This window comes from Paraburkholderia sediminicola, assembly GCF_046027355.1.
In the GTDB taxonomy this organism is placed as follows: Bacteria; Pseudomonadota; Gammaproteobacteria; order Burkholderiales; family Burkholderiaceae; genus Paraburkholderia; species Paraburkholderia sediminicola_B.
Genome location: NZ_JAQQEK010000005.1, coordinates 343606 through 360374, shown reverse-complemented (window position 1 = coordinate 360374; position 16769 = coordinate 343606). Strand labels below are relative to the sequence as shown.

The 16769-nt window shown below is 62.6% G+C and carries 20 protein-coding genes; 2 read left to right on the top strand and 18 right to left on the bottom strand.

The window, feature by feature from the left end; translation table 11 throughout:
- Positions 1–107 precede the first annotated feature (107 nt).
- The 14 genes from PQR42_RS11880 to PQR42_RS11815 all read right to left on the bottom strand — a co-directional run bounded on the left by PQR42_RS11880 (position 108) and on the right by PQR42_RS11815 (position 11900).
- Entirely contained in the window at positions 108–371 is a 264-nt protein-coding gene (locus PQR42_RS11880) for a glutaredoxin family protein (protein ID WP_408206805.1), read from the bottom strand.
- The gene (locus PQR42_RS11875; protein ID WP_408385838.1) at positions 368–1885 is read right to left on the bottom strand and encodes a DegQ family serine endoprotease; all 1518 of its coding nucleotides are present in this window, start codon (positions 1883–1885) and stop codon (positions 368–370) included. Before PQR42_RS11875 ends, PQR42_RS11880 begins: the two co-directional genes overlap by 4 nt.
- A gap of 35 nt (positions 1886–1920) precedes the next feature.
- Positions 1921–2964, bottom strand: coding sequence for a MucB/RseB C-terminal domain-containing protein (locus tag PQR42_RS11870; protein ID WP_408206941.1), 1044 nt, complete (start codon positions 2962–2964; stop codon positions 1921–1923).
- Positions 2965–2968: 4 nt separating this feature from the next.
- Positions 2969–3592, bottom strand: a complete 624-nt coding sequence (locus PQR42_RS11865; protein WP_408385836.1) for a sigma-E factor negative regulatory protein — start codon at positions 3590–3592, stop codon at positions 2969–2971.
- 83 nt (positions 3593–3675) lie between these two features.
- Positions 3676–4275 (bottom strand): RNA polymerase sigma factor RpoE, encoded by a 600-nt coding sequence (rpoE, locus tag PQR42_RS11860; RefSeq protein WP_006051939.1) that lies wholly within the window; start codon positions 4273–4275, stop codon positions 3676–3678.
- Positions 4276–4376: 101 nt separating this feature from the next.
- A complete protein-coding gene (locus tag PQR42_RS11855; RefSeq protein WP_408385834.1) occupies positions 4377–4862 on the bottom strand; it encodes a hypothetical protein in 486 nt (161 codons plus the stop codon).
- Between the two features lie 14 nt (positions 4863–4876).
- Positions 4877–6115, bottom strand: coding sequence for a beta-ketoacyl-ACP synthase II (fabF, locus tag PQR42_RS11850; RefSeq protein WP_106283835.1), 1239 nt, complete (start codon positions 6113–6115; stop codon positions 4877–4879).
- A 300-nt stretch (positions 6116–6415) separates the two neighbouring features.
- Positions 6416–6655, bottom strand: a complete 240-nt coding sequence (gene acpP, locus PQR42_RS11845; RefSeq protein WP_004197638.1) for an acyl carrier protein — start codon at positions 6653–6655, stop codon at positions 6416–6418.
- Between the two features lie 151 nt (positions 6656–6806).
- Positions 6807–7556 (bottom strand): 3-oxoacyl-ACP reductase FabG, encoded by a 750-nt coding sequence (gene fabG, locus PQR42_RS11840; protein WP_408206814.1) that lies wholly within the window; start codon positions 7554–7556, stop codon positions 6807–6809.
- Positions 7557–7656: 100 nt separating this feature from the next.
- Positions 7657–8592: an ACP S-malonyltransferase gene (gene fabD / locus PQR42_RS11835; RefSeq protein WP_408206816.1), complete on the bottom strand. Its 936-nt coding sequence runs from the start codon at positions 8590–8592 to the stop codon at positions 7657–7659.
- A gap of 111 nt (positions 8593–8703) precedes the next feature.
- Entirely contained in the window at positions 8704–9693 is a 990-nt protein-coding gene (locus PQR42_RS11830; protein WP_408385832.1) for a beta-ketoacyl-ACP synthase III, read from the bottom strand.
- Positions 9693–10799, bottom strand: a complete 1107-nt coding sequence (gene plsX, locus PQR42_RS11825) for a phosphate acyltransferase PlsX (RefSeq protein WP_408493636.1) — start codon at positions 10797–10799, stop codon at positions 9693–9695. Before plsX ends, PQR42_RS11830 begins: the two co-directional genes overlap by 1 nt.
- 184 nt (positions 10800–10983) lie before the next feature.
- Complete coding sequence (rpmF, locus tag PQR42_RS11820; RefSeq protein ID WP_006051932.1) at positions 10984–11163, bottom strand: 50S ribosomal protein L32; 180 nt, start codon at positions 11161–11163, stop codon at positions 10984–10986.
- A 101-nt stretch (positions 11164–11264) separates the two neighbouring features.
- Positions 11265–11900, bottom strand: coding sequence for a DUF177 domain-containing protein (locus PQR42_RS11815; RefSeq protein WP_408206822.1), 636 nt, complete (start codon positions 11898–11900; stop codon positions 11265–11267).
- A 261-nt stretch (positions 11901–12161) separates the two neighbouring features.
- Between PQR42_RS11815 and PQR42_RS11810 the strand changes: the two genes are divergently transcribed.
- Both PQR42_RS11810 and PQR42_RS11805 read left to right on the top strand, forming a co-directional pair.
- Positions 12162–12779 carry a Maf-like protein gene (locus PQR42_RS11810; RefSeq protein WP_408206824.1) on the top strand — a complete coding sequence of 206 codons (618 nt, stop codon included), beginning with the start codon at positions 12162–12164 and terminating at the stop codon, positions 12777–12779.
- The gene (locus tag PQR42_RS11805) at positions 12776–13495 is read left to right on the top strand and encodes an SAM-dependent methyltransferase (protein ID WP_408385829.1); all 720 of its coding nucleotides are present in this window, start codon (positions 12776–12778) and stop codon (positions 13493–13495) included. Before PQR42_RS11810 ends, PQR42_RS11805 begins: the two co-directional genes overlap by 4 nt.
- Before the next feature lie 93 nt (positions 13496–13588).
- On the opposite strand, the gene PQR42_RS11800 is transcribed toward PQR42_RS11805, so the two are convergent.
- The 4 genes from PQR42_RS11800 to PQR42_RS11785 are packed head-to-tail and all read right to left on the bottom strand — an operon-like array spanning position 13589 to position 16705.
- A complete protein-coding gene (locus tag PQR42_RS11800) occupies positions 13589–14593 on the bottom strand; it encodes a S49 family peptidase (RefSeq protein WP_408385827.1) in 1005 nt (334 codons plus the stop codon).
- Between the two features lie 33 nt (positions 14594–14626).
- Positions 14627–15031 carry a Rieske (2Fe-2S) protein gene (locus PQR42_RS11795; RefSeq protein ID WP_132373564.1) on the bottom strand — a complete coding sequence of 135 codons (405 nt, stop codon included), beginning with the start codon at positions 15029–15031 and terminating at the stop codon, positions 14627–14629.
- Complete coding sequence (locus tag PQR42_RS11790; RefSeq protein ID WP_106309894.1) at positions 15028–15687, bottom strand: HAD-IA family hydrolase; 660 nt, start codon at positions 15685–15687, stop codon at positions 15028–15030. Before PQR42_RS11790 ends, PQR42_RS11795 begins: the two co-directional genes overlap by 4 nt.
- Positions 15680–16705: an RluA family pseudouridine synthase gene (locus PQR42_RS11785; RefSeq protein ID WP_408206943.1), complete on the bottom strand. Its 1026-nt coding sequence runs from the start codon at positions 16703–16705 to the stop codon at positions 15680–15682. Before PQR42_RS11785 ends, PQR42_RS11790 begins: the two co-directional genes overlap by 8 nt.
- Positions 16706–16769 lie beyond the last annotated feature (64 nt).

Here is a 16769-nt window from a genome sequence, read left to right as displayed (position 1 = left end):
GCCCGGCGCATCTTGCGAAGCTCGGGCGGAAAAGACGGCTTAGGAGAAGCGTGAAACCGGGTGTAATGGCGCGGCGTTGGCGCTGTGTTCGAACCCTTGAGCCGAGCTCAAGGTGTCGCCGCAACCCGTGTGGCGAGCGCGGCACGAACCCGCGCTTCGTCGAGGTGATAGTGACACAGTTCGACGCCGTCGCAGACCAGAACCGGCACCAGTTCGTTGTAACGGGCTTCCAGCAACGGATCGGTGTCGACGTCGAGCACCTCGACCTGCGCGCCGAATTCGGCCAGCAAGGGCTCGAGCGCGGCACGCATGTCGTCGCAAAGGTGGCACCACGCGCGCCCGTAGAGCGTGAGCGGCGCCGCCTTCGTCATTTCTGGACGCTGCGCGGGCGGACCGGCACGAACTGCGTGTTCTCGCCGCGGCGAACCAGCAGCGCGACCATCTTCTGCGAATCGAGGTGCGAGGTCACATCGTCGAACTGCTTCGCGCTGGTGATGTCCGTATCGCCCACCCGCAGAACGATGTCGCCCTTTTGCAGGCCGACGCGCACCGCGGGACCGTCCACGGCGTCGATCTGCACGCCGTTGTGCAGTTTCAGCGCCTTCAGCTGATCAGCAGGGATATCGCTGACGGCCAGCCCCAGCGCGTTGGTGGCGCGCTGCTTCGGCGGCTGTGGCTTCTTCTGATCCGCCTTGGCCGACTTATCCGGCTGCATCTCGGCGATCGTCACCGGCAGATCGCGCGTCTGGCCCTTGCGCCAGATCGTGATCGTCGACTTGGTGCCCGGCTTCGTGTCGCCGACCATGCGCGGCAGGTCCGTTGCCGTGTCGACCGAATGGCCGTTGAACTTCAGGATGATGTCGCCCGGCTGCACGCCGGCTTTATCCGCCGGGCCGCCCGGTTCGACGCTGCTGACCAGCGCGCCCTGCGCCTTCGGCAGCCCGAGCGAGTCGGCCACGTCCTTCGTCACTTCGCCGATCGCGACCGCAATCCGGCCGCGCACCACCTTGCCCGACGCTTTCAACTGATCGGCCACGCGCATCGCTTCGTCGATCGGAATCGCGAACGAAATGCCCATGAAACCGCCGGTGCGGCTGTAGATCTGCGAGTTGATGCCGATCACCTCGCCCTGCATGTTGATCAGCGGACCGCCCGAATTGCCCGGATTGACGGCCACGTCGGTCTGGATGAACGGCAGATAGTCGCCCGTATCGCGCCCCTTGGCGCTGACGATGCCGGCCGTCACCGTGTTCTCGAGACCAAATGGCGAGCCGATCGCCACCACCCACTCGCCCACGCGCACCTTGTTCGAGTCGCCGATCGTGATGGTCGGCAGATTGGCGGCGCTGATCTTCACGACGGCAACGTCGGTCCGATCGTCCACGCCGATCAGCTTCGCCTTGAATTCGCGCTTGTCGGTGAGCGTGACGTAAATGGTGTCCGCGTCGTCGATGACGTGCGCGTTGGTCATCACGTAGCCGTCCGCCGACAGGATGAAGCCCGAGCCGACGCCGCTGTTCTGCTCGGCATCGCTGTTATCCGGCGAGTCCTGGCTGCCGCCACTGCCGCCGTTGTCCCCGCCGCGCGGCGTACCGGGCGCACCCGGCGATTGCGGCGACTGCGGCAACGGAATGCCGAAGAAGCGGCGGAAAAACTCCGACATGTCGCCGTCGTCCATGCCCGGCGGCAGCCCGCCGCGAGCACCGCTGTTCGACACGCGTGTAGTCGTGCGAATGTTGACGACCGCCGGGCCGACCTTGTCGACCAGATCAGTGAAGTCGGGCAGATTGGCGGCAGGAGCCGCCGACGCCATATGCGGCACGAGCGGCAAACACGCCGCTACCACCGCGGCCGCGAGGAATTTGCGCACCGAGAAAGTCGTCATATCGTAGCAAGCCGAGGGATTCAGGATTCGGAGGATTACTTGGGAGCTTTGTATTCTATGGCAGACGCAAATTGCTGTAATGTGGTCTGGGGCACTTCACCAAGCAGAGTAATCCAGAAGTCGCCGCGACGCTTGACGAGCACGTGCGTGGCGCCGCTGCTTCCCGCGCCTTCCTTGCGCGTGTTGTTCTCGACCGGTTCGACGAACACCGATATGGCCGCGAGGCCGTCGGAGAACACCGCCTGATCCACCGGAATAGTCGGCTGACCCGGATCGCGCGCGGCCATGGGACGGCGCAGTTCACGAATCTTGCGGAAGCCCGGCACCGTCGGCGTGATCTGCCAGCCTTGCGCGGCCATGTCGACCGGCTCGACCGGCGGACGCACCACGGTCCAACCCGCCGTATTACGAATACCGCTGACGATGCCGGCCTTGTCGACCGGCACGCCGATGCGAATCTGGGAAAACGACAGTTGCTCGAGCACCTGGCCGTTCGGGTCGAGCGTCTGGGCACGCAGCAGGAGACCGGTCTTCTTGTCGGCCCACAGCTTATAGGCGAAGCGATACGCGTCTTTCGGATCGAGTTCGATCACCTGGCTGTCGACGCCCGCGACGCGGTCGTCGCCGAGCAGCTTGGGCTCGTAAACGGACAACACCTGCTCGCCGCTCACGGCCAGCAGGGCGGGAAACGAATCTTTGTTCTGCCGCTTCTCGACGACGCACAGATGCCGCTCCGGCACGAACGTGTAGAGCTCCTCGTTATGACGCAGCATTTTGCGCGGCTTGCCGTCGAGGCTTTCGAGCTGCTCGAATTCGCCGTCCGAGCGGGTCGCATAGTGCGCGATCCGCGACGTCTGAACGAAATTACCGCGCTGGTAGACGAACGCGCCCTCGTAATTTTGCTGCTGCGCGGCCTGATGGATGCGATCGAGCAGATCCGCGGCCGTGCGACGGGCGACGAGCGGATCGTCGGTTTGGGCAAAGACCCGCGGTGTAGCGGACAACAATACGGCTGCGCAAAACAGAAATGCCGGCAGCCGCCCCCAGATAGTCGTTTTATTCAACCGCGGAGTCTGCATCAAACTATTGGCCTTGCGTAGAGACGGCGGCAGCGCGAATCAGCGGCATCGAGCCCGGCATGACCGGTTGTTGCGCGAATTGCTGGTGAGCTTCCAGATACTGATCGAGACTGGCGTCGCGAATGATGTTGGCGTCTTGCACGGCCGGCTGGACCGCAGATGTCGGCACTGGCGCCATGGCCACGCGTTGCAGCGCGTCACCATGCGACTGGACCGACGCGAGTTGCGCCGAGCCCGGCACGCCTTGCAGTTGCGGCACGACGATCCACGTCAGCGTAGCGGCGGCGGCTGCAACGGCAAACGCCGGTACGACACGGCGGCGCAGCGCCAGCAAACGGCGCGCGACCGGCATGGCGGCAGGCGCCAGCACGTGCGGCTCGTTGTCGAAGCGCGCGGCAAAACCGTTCAGGAACGCGCTGCTCGCCGCCGGGCTGACCGCCAGATCGTCGGAACGCAACGCGTCGCCGATCAGGTGATAGCTCGACCAGGCGGCGCGATCCTCGCCGTTCAGCCCGGAAATAAACGTGTCCAGATTCAGATGCTCTTCGCCGAACAGCTCACCGTCGACAAAAGCGGACAGACGCTCGCCGCGCGAGCTGGCTTGCGATTGCATCGAGACCGACCCCATGATGCTCCCCATCTTACAAATACCCCGTAGTGACACCACTAATCCAGATATTGCACCCGCGCCCCGTCCAGCCGACTGGTGGTTTACCAGCGCTTGCCTTCAGGTGTGTCAAGCAACGGACGCAATTTTGCCGCAATGGCTTCGCGAGCGCGGAAAATTCGTGATCTGACTGTGCCAATTGGGCAACCCATCATCTCAGCGATTTCCTCGTAGCTCAAACCTTCAATTTCACGAAGAGTAATGGCGGTGCGCAACTCTTCCGGTAAAACCGCCATCGCAGCATTGACCGTCTCAGCGATCTGCTTGCTCATCAACATCGACTCAGGCGTGTTGATATCCCTTAGTTGGTCCGCGTCCGAGAAAGTTTCAGCTTCTTCAGCATCTGCTTCGGTCGAGGTCGGCGCGCGCCGTCCTTGGGTCGCAAGGTAGTTCTTTGCCGTGTTGACGGCAATCCGGTACAACCACGTATAAAAGGCCGATTCGCCGCGAAACTGCGGCAACGCCCGGTACGCCTTGATAAAGGCGTCCTGAGCCACGTCTTCCACTTCGGCGGGGTCCCGCACGAGGCGCGAGATCAGCCGGAGAATCTTACGGTGGTATTTGGAGACCAGAAGCTCGAACGCGGCCTTGTCGCCCTTCTGAACGCGCTCGACCAGCACCTGATCAATTTCTTTTTCGCTCACCTGATAAATCCGTTAACTATAGGGCGCATGGCGGGGCACCATTGTAGCGTTCCCGTCATCCGGGCACGTTACGCCGGTAACAGCGGTTACAGTCGTTACAGTCAGGCGCCGGCGCCGCGCCGGCCAAGCACGGCCAGCTCCCGGAAGATGGGGGCCGGGAGTGCGTCGGCGGCAAGCAGCAAAGTGCGCGGGCGCCCCCGTTCGGGCATCAGCGCCAGAATCAGCAAGCGGCCGCTCCACTGCGAACAACCGGCAATGCGGCCCTGCGCCAGCAGCGCGCCGGTGCGGCCCCAGACGGACAAGCCGTCCAGCCCGATTTTCAGCGCGACGGGCTGCGCACGCTCATACCGGAGCGCGCAAAGCGCGAGCCACGCCCATACGACGAGCGTCAACGGAACCGCCTGCCACACACCCAGATGCGACGCGAAGCAAGCAAAGACAGCCGACGTCGCCGTCAGAACGAAAACCCCCAACGCAGCCCAGATGGCGACGGAGCGCCGCAGCGCAATCCGCTGCGGCGCTCCGTCGAACGTGGCCGATTCAGGGGAAAGCACCGGCAGAGCCGGCGCCGTCGACTGGCGCGTCACCAACTATCAGGCGATCAGGCGCGCTTGAAGACCAGCGTGCCGTTCGTGCCGCCGAACCCGAACGAGTTCTTCAGCGCGACGTCGATCTTCATCTCCCGCGCGGTGTTGGCGCAGTAGTCCAGGTCGCAGGCCGGATCCTGGTTGAAGATGTTGATGGTCGGCGGCGACACCTGATGATGCACGGCCAGCACGGTGAACACCGATTCCAGACCGCCGGCGCCGCCCAGCAGGTGACCTGTCATCGACTTGGTCGAGTTCACGACCATGTCTTTGGCGTGGTCGCCGAACGCGCGCTTGATGCCGGTGGTTTCAGCCAGGTCGCCGAGCGGCGTGGACGTGCCGTGCGCGTTCAGGTAATTCACCTGATCCGTGTTGATGCCCGCGTTCTTCAACGCAGCCAGCATGCAGCGGCGAGCGCCGTCGCCGTCTTCCAGCGGCGCGGTCATGTGATAGGCGTCGCCGCTCATCCCATAGCCGCTGACTTCGGCGTAAATCTTCGCGCCGCGCGCCTTCGCGTGTTCGTACTCTTCGAGCACCATCACGCCGGCGCCCTCGCCCAGCACGAAACCGTCGCGATCCTTGTCCCACGGACGGCTCGCCGTGGCCGGATCGTCATTGCGTTGCGACAGCGCGCGCGCCGCCGCAAAGCCGCCGATACCGAGCGGCGACACGGTCGATTCCGCACCGCCCGCGATCATCACGTCGGCGTCGCCGTATTCGATCAGGCGCGAAGCCTCGCCGATACAGTGCAGGCCCGTGGTACAGGCCGTGACGATCGCCAGATTCGGACCCTTGATGCCGAACTTGATCGACAGATGGCCGGAGATCATGTTGATGATCGACGCCGGCACGAAGAACGGCGAAATACGGCGCGGGCCGCGATTGAGCAGTTCGGTTTGCGTCACTTCGATCATCGGCAAGCCGCCGATGCCCGAACCGACCACCACGCCGATACGCTCCGAATTCTCGTCGGTGACTTCGAGGCCGCTGTCCTGCATCGCCTGGATGCCTGCAGCCACGCCGTAATGGATGAACGTATCCATATGGCGCGCTTCCTTACCGGGGATGTAGTCCTCGATATTGAAGCCCTTCACCTCGCCGGCGAAACGAGTCGAGAAGTTCGACGCATCGAACTTCGTGATATTGGCAATACCCGACTTGCCGGCGACCAGATTGGCCCAGCCGTCGGCAACATTATTGCCAACAGGCGAAATCAGCCCCAGGCCTGTAACAACAACACGACGGCGGCTCACGGTAACCCCTTTTTCATAGATGACAAAAGCAAAAGCCACAGCGGCCACAGGAACCTGCCCTGTGTGCCCTGTGGCTGTTAACCGCCCCCGAATCTGGTGCTTCGCACCAGCCCCCCGAGGGGGGCGCAAGAAAACTTGGGGCGGCCCGGCGTTTTCTTGAAATCCGGCAATCGCGCGAAAACTTGCGCTGTCAACATCGCTGGCTCCTGCACGGCAAAAAGCACCAACCCTGCTGGCGTCGGCAACCGACACGACAGGGCGTCATACGCCGCCAACGCAGAAACGCGGGCGCGAATGACCTTAGGCCTTGACGTTCGCGCGAGCGTAGTCGATCGCTTGCTGAACGGTAGTGATCTTCTCGGCTTCTTCATCCGGAATTTCCATGCCGAATTCGTCTTCGAGGGCCATCACGAGTTCAACGGTGTCGAGCGAGTCGGCGCCGAGGTCGTTGACGAACGAAGCTTCGTTCTTGATCTCAGCTTCTGCAACGCCCAGTTGTTCTGCGACGATCTTCTTGACGCGCTGTTCGATATTGTCCATTACCCCTCCAAGGGAAAAGAAGTTCAAAAATACAGGTGCGCGCATTTTATCAGGTTTGACCCGGCAAAAAAGCGGCGCATCGGGTTACTGTCAAGGCATGCGCCTTACGCATTTACAAACGCATCAAGGCGCGGATAGTAACCGAATTTGGTTACGCCATGTACATTCCGCCGTTCACATGCAGTGTCGTGCCGGTGATATAGCCGGCTTGCGGCGACGCCAGAAACGCCACGGCGTGCGCGATATCTTCCGGGCTGCCCAGGCGGCCCAGCGGAATCTGCGTTTTCAGCGCCGTTTGCTGCTCTTCCGGCAGAGTCTTGGTCATGTCGGTATCGATAAAGCCCGGCGCGACGCAATTCACCGTGATGCCGCGGCTGCCGATCTCGCGCGCGAGCGCGCGCGTCATGCCAGCCACGCCCGCTTTCGCGGCAGCGTAATTGATCTGCCCAGGATTGCCGGCCGAGCCGACCACCGACGTGATGTTGATGATGCGGCCGCCCTTCGCCTTCATCATGGGACGCAGCACCGCGCGCGACAGACGGAACACCGACTTGAGGTTGGTGTCGACCACCGCGTCCCAATCGTCGTCCTTCATGCGCATGGCGAGCTGATCCTGCGTGATGCCGGCGTTATTCACCAGCACATGCAGCGCGCCGAATTCCTTTACCGTGCCGTCGATCAGCGCTTCCACCGCAGCCGCGTCGTTCACGTTGAGCACCGCACCGCGGCCGCTCACGCCGGCTGCGTTAAACGCTTCGCTGATGGCGGCCGCGCCGCTTTCGGTGGTCGCCGTGCCGATTACCGTCGCACCCTGGCGCGCCAGTTCCATGGCGATCGCACGGCCAATGCCGCGCGAAGCGCCGGTGACGATTGCGATCTGCTTGTCGAGAGTCTTTTCCATCTGTCAGTCCGGATGCCCTTCGGAGGGCTGATTGATTCTTGCTGTGCAGTCCTGATGCCGTCGTTAAGCGCCTGCTGCCAGGTACCGCGCGACGTTGCGTTCAGCCTGCCTTCACGAGTTTGAGCGTTTCTTCGAGCGAAGCCGGATCGAAAATCGAAGCACCGACCAGGTTGCCGTCGATGCGTTTGGTCAGACCCGCAAGGACCTTGCCCGGACCGCATTCGATCACGTGCGTCACACCTTGAGCCGACATGGCCTGAACGCTTTCGACCCAACGCACCGCGCCGGCCGCCTGACGCACCAGCGCGTCCTTGATCTTGGCCGGCTCATTGACCACGGCGACGTCGACGTTGTTGATAACCGGAATCGCCGGCACCTGCACGTCGACACTTGCCAGATACTCGCGCAACTGGTCCGACGCGGGTTTGAGCAGCGACGAGTGGAACGGCGCCGAGACCGGCAGCGGCAATGCGCGCTTGGCGCCCTTCGCCTTCGCGACTTCGCAAGCCTTTTCGACCGCGGCCTTATGGCCCGCGATCACGACCTGCGCCGGCGCATTGAAATTCACCGCTTCGACGACGCCCGCGACCGACGCTTCGGCGCACACTGCGCGCACCGTGTCGTCGTCGAGACCGAGAATCGCGGCCATGCCGCCTTCACCGACCGGCACCGCCGTTTGCATGGCTTGCGCGCGAAAGCGCACGAGCGGCACGGCATCGCGAAACGCGATTGCGCCGGCCGCGACCAGCGCCGTGTATTCGCCGAGGCTGTGACCCGCGACGATCGCCGGCTTCGGCCCGCCAGCCTGCAACCACGCGCGATACATCGCGTAAGCGGCGGTCAGCATGACCGGCTGGGTGTTGGTGGTGAGGTTCAGATCTTCGGTGGGGCCTTCGGCAATCAGCTTGCCGAGGTCCTGATTGAGCGCATCGGAGGCTTCCTGAACCGTTTCACGCACGATCGCGTGATCGGCGAATGCGTTGAGCATGCCGACCGACTGCGAACCTTGCCCAGGAAAAACGAACGCAAATTTCATATCGTCCCCAAAATCGATTTAGTCAGATGTGGGCGGCGCGCCCAGTTGACGACGAGCGCGCTCAAGCGTAGTCGAGCGCCGCGAAGCGCGCTCGCCATAACGTCGCCGCTATCAGTAGCGGATAACCGACGCGCCCCACGTGAAGCCGCCGCCGACACCTTCGATCAGCACGTTCTGGCCGCGCTTGATGCGGCCGTCGCGCACCGCGACGTCGAATGCGAGCGGAATGGACGCAGCCGACGTGTTGCCGTGCTCGCCCACCGTGACGACCATGCGTTCCTGCGGCAAGCCGAGCTTGCGGCAGGTGCTTTGCATGATGCGGATATTCGCCTGATGTGGAATCAGCCAGTCGATCTGCTCAGCCGACAGATTGGCTTTCTCGAGCGCTTCGACCGCGACCTTTTCGAGCACGTTGACGGCGAGCTTGAACACGGCTTGCCCGTCCATATGAAGGAACGCGCTGCCGGCGACCACGCCGCCATTCACGTTGCCCGGCGTGCAGAGAATGTTCGAATGGCTGCCATCCGCGTGCAACGCGCTTGCCAGCACGCCCGGTTGTTCGGACGCCTGCAGGATCACCGCGCCCGCGCCGTCGCCGAACAGCACGCAGGTGGTGCGGTCGTTGAAGTCGAGAATGCGCGAGAAGGTTTCCGCGCCGATTACGAGCGCCGTGCGATGCTGACCGCTGCGAATGAAGCTGTCCGCCGTGGCCACCGCATAAGCAAACCCGGAACAGACGGCCTGCACGTCGAATGCCGCGCCGTGGTTCTTGATGCCGAGCTTGTTCTGCAACAGGCACGCCGTGCTCGGAAACACGAAGTCCGGCGTGGAGGTGGCGACGATGATCAGATCGATGGATTGCGGGTCGATGTCCGCGGCTTCGATCGCGCGTTGCGACGCGATGAGCGCGAGATCGCTGGTCGTGACATCAGGGTCCGCGAAGTGGCGCGCATGAATGCCCGTGCGGGCGACGATCCACTCGTCGCTCGTCTCGACGCCCTGCCTGGCGAGACGTTCGGCCAGATCCTGATTGGTGACGCGGTTGGACGGCAGATAGCTGCCGGTGCCCAGCACGCGGGAATAAATTGTCGATTGAGCCATTATGCCTTCGAGGATTGCGCAGCGTAGGGCTCGGCGGCCTGGCCTGCGATCGGGCTTGCGTGACCCGCACCGCTCGCATCGCGCGCCGCCTGTTCGAGAGAACCCGCATTCTCTTCCATCGCTCGCGCAAGGCGTTCCAGCACGCCGTTTTTGACGGCATCATACCCGCGTTTGATAGCCCACTCAAACCCGTAGGCATCCGCCGAACCGTGGCTTTTGATCACCAGCCCGCGCAGGCCGAGCAACGCGGCGCCGTTGTATTGCCGATGATCGACGCGTTTCTTGAAGCGCATCAATACCGGCAAGGCGAGCACCGCCATCACCTTGGTGAGCCACGAACGCCCGAACTCTTCCTTGATGATGTTGGACAGCATTTGCGCGAGGCCTTCCGACGTCTTCAGCGCGACATTGCCGACAAAACCGTCGCAGACGATCACGTCGACCGTGCCCTTGAAGATATCGTTGCCTTCAACGTTACCGTGAAAGTTAAGTGTACTCGCGCGCAGCAGTTCGCCGGCACGTTTGATGGTGTCGTTGCCCTTGATGACTTCTTCGCCGATGTTGAGCAGGCCGATGGTAGGCCGATCCTTGCCCTCGAGCGCGGACACGAGCGCGTGCCCCATCTCCGCGAACTGCAGCAGATGCTGCGGCTCACAGTCGACGTTGGCGCCCAGATCGAGCATCATCGTGTAGCCATTGGGATTGGGCAGTGCCGACGCGATGGCCGGGCGTTCGATGCCCGACAGCGTTTTCAGCACATAGCGCGAGACCGCCATCAGCGCGCCGGTGTTGCCGGCGGAAATGCAGGCTTGCGCCTCGCCTTCCTTGACGCGGTTCAGCGCCACGCGCATGGACGAATCTTTTTTCTTGCGCAGCGCGACTTCGACCGGATCGTCCATGGCGACGATTTCGGAAGCGGATACGACGGTCAGCGCCGGCAGGTCCTGAGCCTTCAACTTCTTCAGCTGCGCACGAATCGCACTTTCAATGCCGACGAGCAGCAGCTCAGCATCGGGATGCGAACGAACGAAGTTGACGGCAGCGGGAACGATCACGGACGGGCCGTGGTCGCCTCCCATGCAATCTATCGTGAGCTTTACTGTCATGGAGTGCGACGAATTTCAGACGCCCTGCATGGGATCGCAGTAAGCGCTAAAGCACCAACTGCAATCGACACAAAAAAGCGGCAGTTGAATGCCGCCTTTTTGCCGAGCCGGGAAAATGTCAAGCGAGCCGATCGCCACGCGAAACGCCACAGGGCGACACGCAGTGAAACGCGCAGTGAAACGATTAATCGTTCTTCGTCTTGACGACTTTCTTGCCGCGATAGTAGCCGTTCGGGCTAACGTGGTGACGCAGATGCACTTCGCCCGTGCTCGGCTCCACGGCCAGCGGCGCTGCCGTCAGGAAATCGTGCGAACGGTGCATGCCGCGCTTCGACGGCGACTTCTTATTTTGTTGAACTGCCATGACTAACTCCTAAAAATTTTCCGAATTCTAACACAGCCCGATCCGGTCTCCGCCACTGGCCGAATGGCCAATGCGCCCGCATCGCGCTCCCATGCAACTGTTCAGTGCTTCTTGTCGTCCGGCTCACCGCGCTTGAGACTCTGGAGCGCCGCAAACGGATTGGGCCGTTCGGGCTCGCCGCCCTCATCAGCTTCGTCCGGTGCGCCCTCGCCTTCAGCACCGGCCACACCAGAGACGAGGCTCTCGTGCACTTCGGGACAGACCTCGTGCTTGGGCACGAGTGGCAAGGAAAGCAGCAACTCTTCTTCGATCAAGTCGATGAGATCGAAATGGTTCGAACCCACGATCACTTCGACTTCATCCTCGTCGAGCGGAAACTCTTCGGCTTCCGCCTCAGTGTTGACGATCCGGTAAGTTGCATCGACGTTGAATGCCTGCAAGTACGGTGTCATGCACCGCTGACATTCGAGCCATGCAGCGCCGTGAATCGCCATCCTCAAATAAGGCTGGGGACCCTCGGTGCCGTCGTCCTGCAATTCCGGCTGCGTCGTCCCTTCGGCTTGCCAGGTGAACGCGGTATCGCGGTCTGGCGCTTCTGCCGGGACTTCGTTTAACATGCGCGGCAGTTGCGAGACGCGCACGACACCCGCGGCCTGACGCCCACTCCGCGCAAATTCGAACAGATCGATATCGTGCGGGTCGGACAGACCTGCAGGGTTGCCAGGATGTTGAGTCATGTGCGCTCCTGCGTCGGCAAGGATTTCGCCGGGGTATAAACCGCGAGGTATAACTGGATTTGCGAGACAGCCCGCGAGACCCATGTGTTACCCACAGTTAGCACTGCGGTTGACACACACCGAGACCCGCTAAGCGCAAGCATACCGATCAAAAGCCCAAAATCATATCCGTTTTGTCTTTTCGAGTCAAACACTTAAGCCCGTACACGCGCGAGCTTCGCGCAAGCCCGTACGCCCCGCCTCTCTAGCCGTTGATTGCCCATGCCAGATTCCCCCAATCGCCCGCCACGCCTGATTCTGGCGTCGAGTTCGCCGTATCGTCGCGAACTGCTCGAACGCCTGCGCGTGCCGTTCGATGTCGTCGTGCCCGCGATCGACGAGACGCCGCTCGCCGGCGAAACGCCCGAAGTCACCGCGCTGCGGCTCGCGCAAGCCAAAGCTCGCGCGGTAGCCGGCGGACTCGGCGCCGGTGAAGCGGCGCTCGTGATCGGCTCCGACCAGGTCGCCACTTACGACGGCCTGCAGATCGGCAAACCCGGCACGCACGACAAGGCGCTTGCCCAGTTGCAGGCGATGCGCGGCCGCGAAGTGCTGTTTCATAGTGCGCTATGTCTGTTCGACAGTCGCTCGGGAAACGTACAAGCCGTCGACGTGATCACCCGCGTGCATTTCCGCGATCTGCCGGATGCCACGCTGGAAGCCTATCTGCTGGCCGAAACGCCGTACGACGTCGCGGGTAGCGCCAAATCCGAAGGGCTCGGCATCGCGTTGCTCGAGGCCATTCATTCCGACGACCCGACCGCGCTCGTCGGCCTGCCGTTGATCGCACTGTCGCGCATGCTGCTCGCGGTGGGTTATCCACTATTGGGGGCTCAATGAGCGGCACGCTCTATCTGATTCCAAACACGCTGGGCGAAGGGGACGCCGAGGCGCTCGACGCCGTCCTGCCCGCGCCGGTGCGTGCCCGCGCCGCCTCGCTTCACTATTACATCGGCGAAAACGCGAAAACCACGCGCGCTTTCCTGAAGAAAGTCGGCACGGAACGGCCGATCCAGGAAATCGAAATTCGCGAACTGAATGTGAATACGCCGGCCGGCGAGATCGACAAGCTGCTCGCGCCGCTTCTCGCCGGCACGGACGCGGGCCTCGTTTCCGAAGCAGGCTGCCCGGCGGTCGCCGACCCCGGCGCCCTGCTGGTGCGCCGCGCTCATGAACGCGGCGTGAAGGTCGTGCCGTTTGTCGGCCCGAGTTCGATCCTGCTGGCCTTGATGGCGTCAGGGCTCAACGGGCAGAGCTTTGCATTCCACGGCTACCTGCCGGTCGATGCCACGGAGCGCGCCAAGCGTCTGCGAGACCTGGAGCAACAGTCGCGCAAAGGCAAGCAAACGCAGATTTTTATCGAGACGCCCTACCGGAATCGCGCGTTGCTCGACACGCTGCTGGCGACGTGCGCGCCGTCCACGCTCGTTTGCGTGGCGGTCGATCTGACGCTGGAAACGGAGACAATCGCCAGCCGCACCGTGGCTGACTGGAAGAAAAAGCCGGTGATCGATCTGCACAAACGACCGGCTATTTTTCTGATCCTGGCCGTTTGACCCAAGCCGGATAGAAAAACCAAGCGGAAAACAAAAGCCCCGCGCGATCATCGAATACCGATCGCGCGGGGCTTTTTCAATAGCGACAACAGATCAACGCAGATTCATCTTCCCGCCAAGCGCCATGGCGTGAACCGCGCCACTGCCAACCGCAGCGCCGAATTTGCGCGCAACGCGGTCCGTAATGCTCTCTTTCACCGTGTAGTCGACGATATCCGGCGCCTTGAACAGGTCACGCGCCACGTAATCCGCGTCGCCAAAACCGTCGGCAAGGCCGAGTTCGACGCTTTTCTGGCCCGTCCAGAAAAGGCCCGAAAACATATCCGGCGTTTCATGCAGACGCTTGCCGCGCCCTTGACGCACGGCGTCGATGAACTGCGCGTGGATCTGATCGAGCATATCCTGAGCATGTTCGTCCATCTTCGGCGTTTCCGGCGAGAACGGATCGAAAAAGCCCTTATTCTCACCCGATGTGTGCAGACGCCGCTGAACCCCGAGCTTATCCATCAAGCCGGTAAAACCGAAGCTGTCCATCAACACACCGATCGAACCGACGATGCTCGCCTTGTCGACATAAATCTTGTCGGCCGCCGCAGCCGCGTAGTAACCGCCCGACGCGCACATGTCGCCCACGACCACATACAGCGGAATCGACGGATATTTGGCGCGCAAACGGCGAATTTCGTTATAGATGATGCCCGCCTGCACCGGACTGCCGCCCGGGCTATTGCAGCGCAGGATCACGCCGGCGGTGCCAGCGTCGTCAAACGCGCTTTGCAGCGCCGTGTTGACATCTTCCGCGTTCGCGTTCGTATCCGCCGATATCTCGCCGTCAAGCGTGACCATAGCCGTGTGACGGCCCGTGGCGGCGACCTTGTCGCCGGAGAAGTCGATGGCAACCCATATTGCCAGCACCAATACGATCAGAAAAACGAAACGAAAAAAGATCCTCCAGCGCCGCGCCGCGCGCTGCTCGTTGATCGCCGCGAGCGCGATACGCTCGAGCGCGGCGCGTTCCCAGCCCGGCTCATCGGCAGGCGTGCGGGGGCGGCCTGTCAGGGACGGTTCCTTCGGCTCGGGAGTCAAATTGTCGGACATGCGGTGCAGTGGAAAGGTCGAAAGGGAGAAAAATCAGAGTGTGGCCGGGCGCAGTTCGCCGTCGGGCAGCCAGAATACGGCACGGCCTTCCGGCGTATCGCGCTCGTCCACCTGGACCGGCCGCAATCTGCCGCCGCGGCACGGACCACCGACGCATTTGCCCGTATCCGGCGCGTAAATCGCGCCATGTGTAGCGCACATCAAGTATAAACCGGACGATTCGAAGAACTGTCCTTCGGCCCAATCCAGCTCCATCGGTACGTGGGCGCAGCGGTTCAGGTAGCCGTATGCGCGGCCATCATAGCGAACGAAAAACACCACGACGTCGCCGCCACCGAGCTTCGCCGCGTGGCGCACGCCCGCGCCGCCGTCGACCAGTTCGTCCGATGCGCAGACGCGAACCGCCTCTGCCGGCGCTTGCGTGGCAGCGGTGCTCATGCGTTCTCTCGCAGCCAGCCCGACAGCACACTGACGCTCGACGCAACGAATTTCGGCGACAACGCGCTCAACGAATCCGCAGGATGCGCCCCGTATGTGACGCCAATGCCCGCGACGCCCGCGTTGATCGCCATTTGCAGATCGTGCGTCGTGTCGCCGACCATCACCGTACGCGCGTTGTCCTGCCCCAGTTCGCGCGTCAATTCGTGCAGCATCGCCGGGTGCGGCTTCGAGAAGGTCTCGTCGGCGCAGCGGGTGCCGTCGAACAGGCTCGTCAGGCGCGACTGGTCGAGCGCGCGATTCAGCCCGACGCGGCTCTTGCCCGTCGCCACGGCCAGCAAGTAGCCCTGATCGCGCAATTCCTGCAACATCTCGCGCACACCGACAAACAGTTCGGTGGTCTGATCCTTCACCAGATAATGGAAGCGATAGCGCTCGGCCAGCCGCGGATAGTCCGAAGGATCGAGCGTGGGCGCGGCGATTTGCAGCGCGTCGCGCAAACCCAGGCCGATGACATAGCTGGCCGCCTCGTCGGCGGGAACCGGCAAACCGAGATCGCGGCACGCCGACTGGATGCTGCGCGTGATGTGCGCGGTCGAATCCATCAGCGTCCCGTCCCAGTCGAAGACGATCAGATCAAATTGCTCTCTAGCCATGCGGTGTCGTCTCCGGGTGTGACCCATTTCGTAATTCGTTGAGCTGTGCGATGAAGCTGCGGCATTCGGCCGGCAACGGCGCCTCGAACTGCAGCGGCGCACCGGTTGCCGGGTGCGCGAGCTTCAGCCGGTAAGCGTGCAGGAACATGCGCTTCAGGCCAGGCTTGGCGTTGGCGCGCGCCAATGCCTTGTTCAGCGCGAAGTCGCCGTATTTGGCGTCGCCGACGATCGGCAGTTCCAGATGCTGCAAGTGGACGCGGATCTGATGCGTGCGGCCGGTCTTCAGTTCCGCCTCGAGCAGCGCGTACTCCGGCCAACGGTCGATCAGATTGAACACCGTGTGCGACGCGAGACCATCCGGCTGAACGCGCACGCGGCGCTCGCCGTCGGCCGTCAAATACTTGTGCAGCGGCTCCTTGACCGCGCGGCGGCGGCCCCAGTCGCTCGCCCAGTCGCCGTGAACGCAAGCATAGTAGCGCTTATCCATCTTGTTCTCGCGAATCTGCTCGTGCAGATTGACGAGCGCCGAGCGCTTCTTGGCGAGCATCAAAATGCCGGACGTCTCGCGATCCAGTCGATGCACCAGTTCGAGGAATTTCGCCTGCGGGCGCGCCTCGCGCATCTGCTCGATCACGCCGAACGCGACGCCGCTGCCGCCGTGCACCGCGACGCCGGCCGGTTTGTCGATCACGAGCAGGTGCTCATCTTCAAAAATAATTTTGAAATGCGCGGCCGGCACCGGCGCCTGGGCGGCCGCTTCGTTTGGTTGAGCGACGCGAATGGGCGGCACGCGCACCAGATCGCCGAGCTCGAGACGGTACTGCGCGTCTATCCGGCCCTTATTCACACGCACTTCCCCGCTGCGCAGGATGCGATAAATATGGCTTTTCGGCACGCCTTTGCAGACGCGTAACAAGAAGTTGTCGATGCGCTGTCCGGCCGCACTGTCGTCGATCTCGATCATCGAGACCTGGTCGCTTGCGACCGATTTCTGGGATATTTTGCCTAACTCTTTCATTCTGAATATAATTTGCCCAGCAGTCTGCGGCGGCCGGCGCAGTGTCCGGAATTCGGGCGGATTG

Coding starts and splice junctions, on each gene's coding strand:
- PQR42_RS11880 (WP_408206805.1), bottom strand. CDS start 371: ATGACGAAGGCGGCGCCGCTCACGCTCTACGGGCGCGCGTGGTGCCAC.
- PQR42_RS11875 (WP_408385838.1), bottom strand. CDS start 1,885: ATGACGACTTTCTCGGTGCGCAAATTCCTCGCGGCCGCGGTGGTAGCG.
- PQR42_RS11870 (WP_408206941.1), bottom strand. CDS start 2,964: ATGCAGACTCCGCGGTTGAATAAAACGACTATCTGGGGGCGGCTGCCG.
- PQR42_RS11865 (WP_408385836.1), bottom strand. CDS start 3,592: ATGGGGTCGGTCTCGATGCAATCGCAAGCCAGCTCGCGCGGCGAGCGT.
- acpP (WP_004197638.1), bottom strand. CDS start 6,655: ATGGACAATATCGAACAGCGCGTCAAGAAGATCGTCGCAGAACAACTG.
- fabG (WP_408206814.1), bottom strand. CDS start 7,556: ATGGAAAAGACTCTCGACAAGCAGATCGCAATCGTCACCGGCGCTTCG.
- fabD (WP_408206816.1), bottom strand. CDS start 8,592: ATGAAATTTGCGTTCGTTTTTCCTGGGCAAGGTTCGCAGTCGGTCGGC.
- PQR42_RS11830 (WP_408385832.1), bottom strand. CDS start 9,693: ATGGCTCAATCGACAATTTATTCCCGCGTGCTGGGCACCGGCAGCTAT.
- plsX (WP_408493636.1), bottom strand. CDS start 10,799: ATGACAGTAAAGCTCACGATAGATTGCATGGGAGGCGACCACGGCCCG.
- rpmF (WP_006051932.1), bottom strand. CDS start 11,163: ATGGCAGTTCAACAAAATAAGAAGTCGCCGTCGAAGCGCGGCATGCAC.
- PQR42_RS11815 (WP_408206822.1), bottom strand. CDS start 11,900: ATGACTCAACATCCTGGCAACCCTGCAGGTCTGTCCGACCCGCACGAT.
- PQR42_RS11810 (WP_408206824.1), top strand. CDS start 12,162: ATGCCAGATTCCCCCAATCGCCCGCCACGCCTGATTCTGGCGTCGAGT.
- PQR42_RS11805 (WP_408385829.1), top strand. CDS start 12,776: ATGAGCGGCACGCTCTATCTGATTCCAAACACGCTGGGCGAAGGGGAC.
- PQR42_RS11800 (WP_408385827.1), bottom strand. CDS start 14,593: ATGTCCGACAATTTGACTCCCGAGCCGAAGGAACCGTCCCTGACAGGC.
- PQR42_RS11795 (WP_132373564.1), bottom strand. CDS start 15,031: ATGAGCACCGCTGCCACGCAAGCGCCGGCAGAGGCGGTTCGCGTCTGC.
- PQR42_RS11790 (WP_106309894.1), bottom strand. CDS start 15,687: ATGGCTAGAGAGCAATTTGATCTGATCGTCTTCGACTGGGACGGGACG.
- PQR42_RS11785 (WP_408206943.1), bottom strand. CDS start 16,705: ATGAAAGAGTTAGGCAAAATATCCCAGAAATCGGTCGCAAGCGACCAG.